General features: G+C 51.4%; 8 protein-coding genes. 4 read left to right on the top strand and 4 right to left on the bottom strand.

Annotated elements, in window-relative coordinates:
- Positions 1-436 precede the first annotated feature (436 nt).
- The 3 genes from C0623_07320 to rsmD are packed head-to-tail and all read right to left on the bottom strand — an operon-like array spanning position 437 to position 1,729.
- A complete protein-coding gene (locus C0623_07320) occupies positions 437-631 on the bottom strand; it encodes a disulfide oxidoreductase (GenBank protein PLY00432.1) in 195 nt (64 codons plus the stop codon).
- Between the two features lie 16 nt (positions 632-647).
- A complete protein-coding gene (locus C0623_07315; GenBank protein PLY00431.1) occupies positions 648-1,130 on the bottom strand; it encodes a pantetheine-phosphate adenylyltransferase in 483 nt (160 codons plus the stop codon).
- Entirely contained in the window at positions 1,130-1,729 is a 600-nt protein-coding gene (rsmD, locus tag C0623_07310) for a 16S rRNA (guanine(966)-N(2))-methyltransferase RsmD (GenBank protein ID PLY00430.1), read from the bottom strand. Before rsmD ends, C0623_07315 begins: the two co-directional genes overlap by 1 nt.
- Before the next feature lie 124 nt (positions 1,730-1,853).
- Between rsmD and C0623_07305 the strand changes: the two genes are divergently transcribed.
- A complete protein-coding gene (locus C0623_07305) occupies positions 1,854-2,987 on the top strand; it encodes a deoxyguanosinetriphosphate triphosphohydrolase (protein PLY00429.1) in 1,134 nt (377 codons plus the stop codon).
- Positions 2,988-2,994: 7 nt separating this feature from the next.
- Here the strand turns inward: C0623_07305 and C0623_07300 are convergent, their stop codons facing one another.
- Positions 2,995-3,285, bottom strand: a complete 291-nt coding sequence (locus tag C0623_07300; protein PLY00428.1) for a ribosome assembly RNA-binding protein YhbY — start codon at positions 3,283-3,285, stop codon at positions 2,995-2,997.
- Between the two features lie 134 nt (positions 3,286-3,419).
- Here C0623_07300 and C0623_07295 point away from each other — a divergent pair, with 134 nt between their 5' ends.
- The 3 genes from C0623_07295 to C0623_07285 all read left to right on the top strand — a co-directional run bounded on the left by C0623_07295 (position 3,420) and on the right by C0623_07285 (position 5,392).
- Positions 3,420-4,253 carry an MBL fold metallo-hydrolase gene (locus tag C0623_07295; GenBank protein PLY00427.1) on the top strand — a complete coding sequence of 278 codons (834 nt, stop codon included), beginning with the start codon at positions 3,420-3,422 and terminating at the stop codon, positions 4,251-4,253.
- An 87-nt stretch (positions 4,254-4,340) separates the two neighbouring features.
- A complete protein-coding gene (locus C0623_07290; protein PLY00426.1) occupies positions 4,341-4,823 on the top strand; it encodes an enoyl-CoA hydratase in 483 nt (160 codons plus the stop codon).
- A 98-nt stretch (positions 4,824-4,921) separates the two neighbouring features.
- Positions 4,922-5,392, top strand: coding sequence for an alpha/beta hydrolase (locus C0623_07285; GenBank protein ID PLY00425.1), 471 nt, complete (start codon positions 4,922-4,924; stop codon positions 5,390-5,392).
- Positions 5,393-5,629 lie beyond the last annotated feature (237 nt).

Raw genomic sequence — 5,629 nt, 5'->3', positions numbered from 1 at the left:
CATTGAACCGTAGCCCAACCGCAACCGCCACGGAGACGAACCGCGTTCGCCTCGAGGCGAACTCCCTGGCAGCATATTGAACAGAAATAATTCAGATCGCACAAAAAAGCCCCCTGCAAGGGAGCCGTTTTCTGCATACTCTTTTATGGCTTAATAAAAGAGTATGGCGGAGTGCGCGGCCGCGACCGAGCGGTTCTCCTGTCTTCAGGAATACTTCGCTGTACCCTGGGGACACCTCCCTGAACTTCGGGAAGTGTCCCCAGTCGACCAATCAAGACCGCTGGTATCGAACGACCGGCTCCTGACTTTTCTTACCTGTCCTGAGCCATCTGATGGAGGAGTCTAACGTTGTATTCACTCTAATATTCGAAGAATCTAAAAAAGCCGCCTGCAGATTTCAAGCAGACGGCCTTTGTTCAATGTTTTGTCGTCGTTTTCAGGTGATGGCCTGGTTCAGTTTACTGAGGAGCTTCTCAAGGTCAACTTTGTGTACATTGGCACCATGTTCAAGGTCCTCGTAGGCGGCGACCTGGCATTCATTACATTCGAGCCCGAACTCCTTGAGAACGGCAATCGCTGCCGGGTAATTGCGGCAGATTTCTTCTATTTTCATCTCACGCGTGATCATCAAAGCCCTCCGTAAAGTATTAATCAAATTTCTTTTGCAGTGCAGTTCTGACAGCCGGCGGTACAAACTCTTCAATATTGCCCTGATGTGATGCGACTTCCTTGACAATGGATGAGCTCAGGTAGCCATTCGCTGCCGAGGTCATCATGAAGATGGTCTCGACGGCCGGTTGTACGGCATGGTTCATTTGTGCGAGCTGGAATTCATATTCAAAATCGGAGACAGCCCGTAAACCGCGAAGGATGACGTTGGCATCCCGGGCAGCGGCGTAATCGACCAGCAGGCCACTGAAGGTGTCGACCTGTAGCCGCGAGTCATCGCCGACAGTTTCCCTGATCATGCTGATCCGTTCAACAACGGTAAAGAGTGATTTCTTTTCAGAATTACGGGCAACCGCGATTATGATCCGGTCAAAAACTTCCAACCCCCTGTTAATGATATCAAGATGCCCGTTGGTAATCGGATCGAACGAGCCGGGATAGATTGCTATATGTTGTTTCATCAATCATTCTCCAGCGGTCTTAAGCTGTAATAACTGATCATTGAGGTGCCGTATTTGCGGCGGTCAAAACAGCTCAGGGTGTCAACAATATCTTGCGGTTCATTCTTGCCAGAGGTCTCGACCGAGATAATACCATCAGTTCCGACAAGTTTAAAATGAATTAAATCAACCAGAATTTTATCGATGTCTGTTTCGGCGTAGGGCGGGTCGATGAAGATCAGGTCAAACGGTCCGTCGGTGGCAAGTGATGACAGCGAACGCATGATATCGCATTTCCTGAACCGGGCCTTGTTCTCCAGGTGCGTTGTTGCAAGGTTCCGTTTGATCAGCTGTTCGGCCTCCCGGCTCTTGTCGACCAGGATCGCTGAGGCGGCACCACGGCTGAGGGCCTCGATCGCCATGGCACCGGTCCCGGCGAAAAGGTCGAGAACCTTGCAGTCCGAGAAGTTTCCGAGGCGGCTGTGCAGAGAGCTGAAGATCGCTTCCCGAACCCGATCTGCAGTCGGTCGGATGGAACCGCCTTTGAATTCGGCCAGTTTTCGTCCCTTGGCTGAACCACTGATGACACGCAATAGAAATATCCTTTCTTGATATTTAATGCGATTTTATTAGCATACTCAATTATATTTAACAAGTTACGCTCAATATCGGCCACTGTGACATTATCTGTCCCGGTTTGATGTTTATGTAACATTATATAAAACCAGTGACTGAGAGGATGATATGGAACGAACCGATTTGGCTCCCTATGCCGCAAAGAGTAGCGACAGTCGTGGTCGCAAACATGATGAACCGTACAAGGATGATCGACCGAATTACGAGCGGGATCGCGACCGGATCATCCATTGCGCCGCCTTCAGGCGGCTCGAATATAAAACCCAGGTCTTTGTCAATCACGAAGGTGACTACTATCGGACGCGTCTGACCCATTCGCTCGAGGTTGCCCAGATTGCCCGTGGAATCGCCCGGCGTCTCGGTCTCAATGAGGATCTCTCGGAAACCCTGGCGTTGGCCCACGATCTCGGGCATACCCCTTTCGGGCATACCGGTGAGCATGTTCTGGACAGGTTGATGAAGGACTTCGGGGGATTTGAGCACAACCGCCAGTCGTTACGGGTCGTCGACCATCTTGAGGAGCGATATCCGGGCATTGAGGGCCTGAACCTCTCTTATGAAACCCGTGAGGGTATTATCAAACATGCTTCCGATTATGACAATCCGGGCCATGAAGCGGCCGGGGAATTCGAACCGGATCAGCAACCGACCCTCGAGGCCCAGATCATCGATCTGGCCGATGAAATTGCCTACAATAACCACGACATAGACGATGGCCTGAAGGCCGGCTATCTCGATTTAAATGAATTGCGCACGGTGCAAATCTGGGAAGAGACATTTCAGCTGGTCGTAAAGAAATTCCCCGGGCTCGATTTTGAGCGGCAGATTTACCAGACCATTTCGCATCTGATCGGTCGCCTGATCAACGATCTGGTGGTTACGACAGAGCAGACTCTCGCCGCGATGAATATAGAAAGCCTTGATGATGTCCGCCGCAGCAAAAAGCGACTGGTCAACTTCAGCCCTGAGCTGTCTGCGCAAAACCGCGAACTCAAGAAATTTCTCATGCAACGGCTCTATACGCATTACAAGGTCGAGCGGATGCGGGTCAAGTCCGAACGTTTTATTACCTTGCTGTTCGAATGTTATTCCGAGAATCCGTCGCTTTTGCCGGAGAACTATCAGCTGAAGTACCCGAAATACGGTGAGGTGAAGGTCATCTGCGACTATATTGCCGGTATGACAGACCGTTATGCCATGGATGAATACAAGCGGCTTTTCGAACCGTATGAGCGGGTATGAGTCGAGATCAGGGGAGTTCGATCAGTTTGTCGTCCGAAGGGCGATAGAGCAGAAATGTTTTACCGAGCACCTGGGCGATTTCCGAACCGGTCGCAGCGGCAAGTTGCGCGGCCACTTCCTTTCGATCGAGCAGGCAGCCTTCCTGCAGTTTGACCTTGATCAGTTCATGTGTGCTTAATGCTTCATCGGCGGCCTTGATAAGCTGTGCCGAGATCTCTTCCTTGCCGACCATCACAGTCGGCTGGAGGTGATGCCCGAGTCCGCGCAGGAACCGGACCTGCTTGCCTGTCAGTTTCATTTGATATATCTTTCTTTCCGAAGGGCAAATCAAAGTCTGCCATTCTATGTGGCGGTCCCTTTGAATGCAATATCTATTTTTTTTAACTCGGCCAGGCGGTGCTGAACCAACTGAAGCCGTGTAAAGAGGGCTTTATGCTGAAAAAATTAACGGTGATTTGTGAAAACAGCGTCGGCTCTGCGAAAAAATCGATCGGCGAGCACGGCTTTTCCTGTTTTGTCGAAACCGCAACAAAACGCTACCTGTTCGATACCGGCCAGGGTGCCGGTTTTGTCCGCAACAGTCGGGTTCTCGGACTCGACCTCACTCATATAGACGGGATTATCCTCAGTCACGGCCATTATGATCATGCCGGGGGCCTGGTTGAAGCCCTGGGACTGTCGGCGCCGGTCAAGGTGTACGGCCACCCCGATATTTTTAATGAACGCCTCTGGGTAGGGGAGCATGAACATCTTGAGATCGGCATCCCGTATTCGCGCCAGCACCTCGAAAATCTCGGTGCCGAATTTTATCTTTCCCCCGATTTTCGCGAGATTGGTCAAGGTCTCTGGTTGACCGGTGAGGTACCGCGCCGCACCAGCTTTGAAGACGTAGATGATAAATTGCAGGTAACCGGTTCAGACGGTGTATTGCGACCGGATCCCTTGGCAGACGACTGTTCATTGATTATTGATAGTGAAAAAGGCCTGGTCCTGGTGCTTGGCTGTGCTCATGCCGGGCTGGTCAATATTATGCAGTACGCCCTCGACAAGACAGGTCGTGACCGGATTCATGCCGTTGTCGGCGGTCTGCACCTGGCACCGGCATCGGATGATCAGTTTAACGAAACGGTCAGGGCGCTTCGCCATTACCGGGTGAAGCGGCTCGGGGTCGGTCACTGTACCGGTTTGCGGCGCGCGGCCGAATTGTACGCACATTTCCCCCGGAGTACCTTCTTTGCTTCGGTCGGTTCTTCCCTGACGATTTAACTGCCGGGATAATTAAAATAATCCTTTTACTGGAAATTAGCGGTCGCTGATTGTATCCTGTCTCACTTTCACGGAGTTCATGTAAATATGGATAAAAACCCAATCGAGAATCTGCTTGATTTGATGCAGCCGCAAATCGGTAGTGAAATTCATGTCGGTGAGTGGCTGCAAATAGATCAAAAGCGGATTGATGCATTTGCCGAGGTGACCGGTGATGAGCAATGGATTCATATTGATCCGGAACGCGCCGCCGGGGAGTCGCCTTACGGGGCCACTGTTGCCCACGGTTTTCTAACCCTGTCACTGTTGCCGTTTCTGACGCAAAGCAACACCCCGGAGTATTTCCAGGAGAATTATCCGGGAATGCGTATGCGGGTGAACATGGGGGTCAATAAGGTCAGGTTCCCGGCGCCGGTTGTTGTCGGGTCGAAATTGCGGGCTCGCACCGTTCTCCAATCGGCCGAGCAGGTTGGTGAAGCCGTACAGATCATCTATAAATTTACAATTGAGTCAGAAGGGCAGGAAAAACCGGCTTGTGTCGCCGAATCGGTTGTTCGTGTCTTTCCTTAAGTGATTCGAATTGGCAGGAGGTTGTCGTGGCTATAACGAATACAGTTTACATATTTCATGGGCGAGAAAGCTCCCCGAACGGACGGAAAATCGAGTTGATGAACAATATCGCCAGACAGTGTGGCTGGAAAACGATCGTGCCCGATTTCAGCAAGGTTAAGGATCCGGATGAACGGGTCAAGCGATTTCTTGATAAATTCGAAGAACCCTCCGGGAAGGTCGTTCTCGCCGGCTCCAGTATGGGGAGTTACGTTGCGATCGAGGCTTCAAAAACGGTCAAACCGGATGCGCTGTTTCTTCTTGCTCCGGCCGTTTATCTCAAGGGCTACGAGGAGTTTAACCCGGAGCCGGTCGCCGATCATATTACCGTTATTCACGGCTGGGACGACAAACTGATTGATCCGGCCTGTGCGGTCAGGTTTGCCGACAAATACCGGACCAACCTTCATCTTCTCAACGATGGCCATGAGTTGTATAACTCATTGCCATTTATTGAGTCCTGTTTCCGCAATCTGCTTGAATCGTATTCGACGCGGTCACGGCTGCAAGATCTTGCGGCTGTCATATAGAAAACATAAAAGGTGGATGGGGAGACTACCCGACGAAGTACAGGGATGTGTCTCCCTGATAGAAAGTCTTTCTGACTGTTCCCACTGCTCTACCGGGGCCCCATGTGAAACCGCCGAGCGAGCCGATTTTAATCCGGCGCTCAGGTAACGCCAGTGACTGACGGATTGAAATCTGCGCAGCGAGGGAACCTGATCATCAGGCGGGTGAGCTGGGGTGTCTTTCTTTTGCTTACTTTT

The organism is Desulfuromonas sp. (assembly GCA_002869615.1).
GTDB lineage: Bacteria > Desulfobacterota > Desulfuromonadia > Desulfuromonadales > UBA2294 > BM707.
The sequence above is the reverse complement of the archived record's forward strand: the minus strand, read 5'-3'. Positions and strand labels throughout refer to the sequence as shown.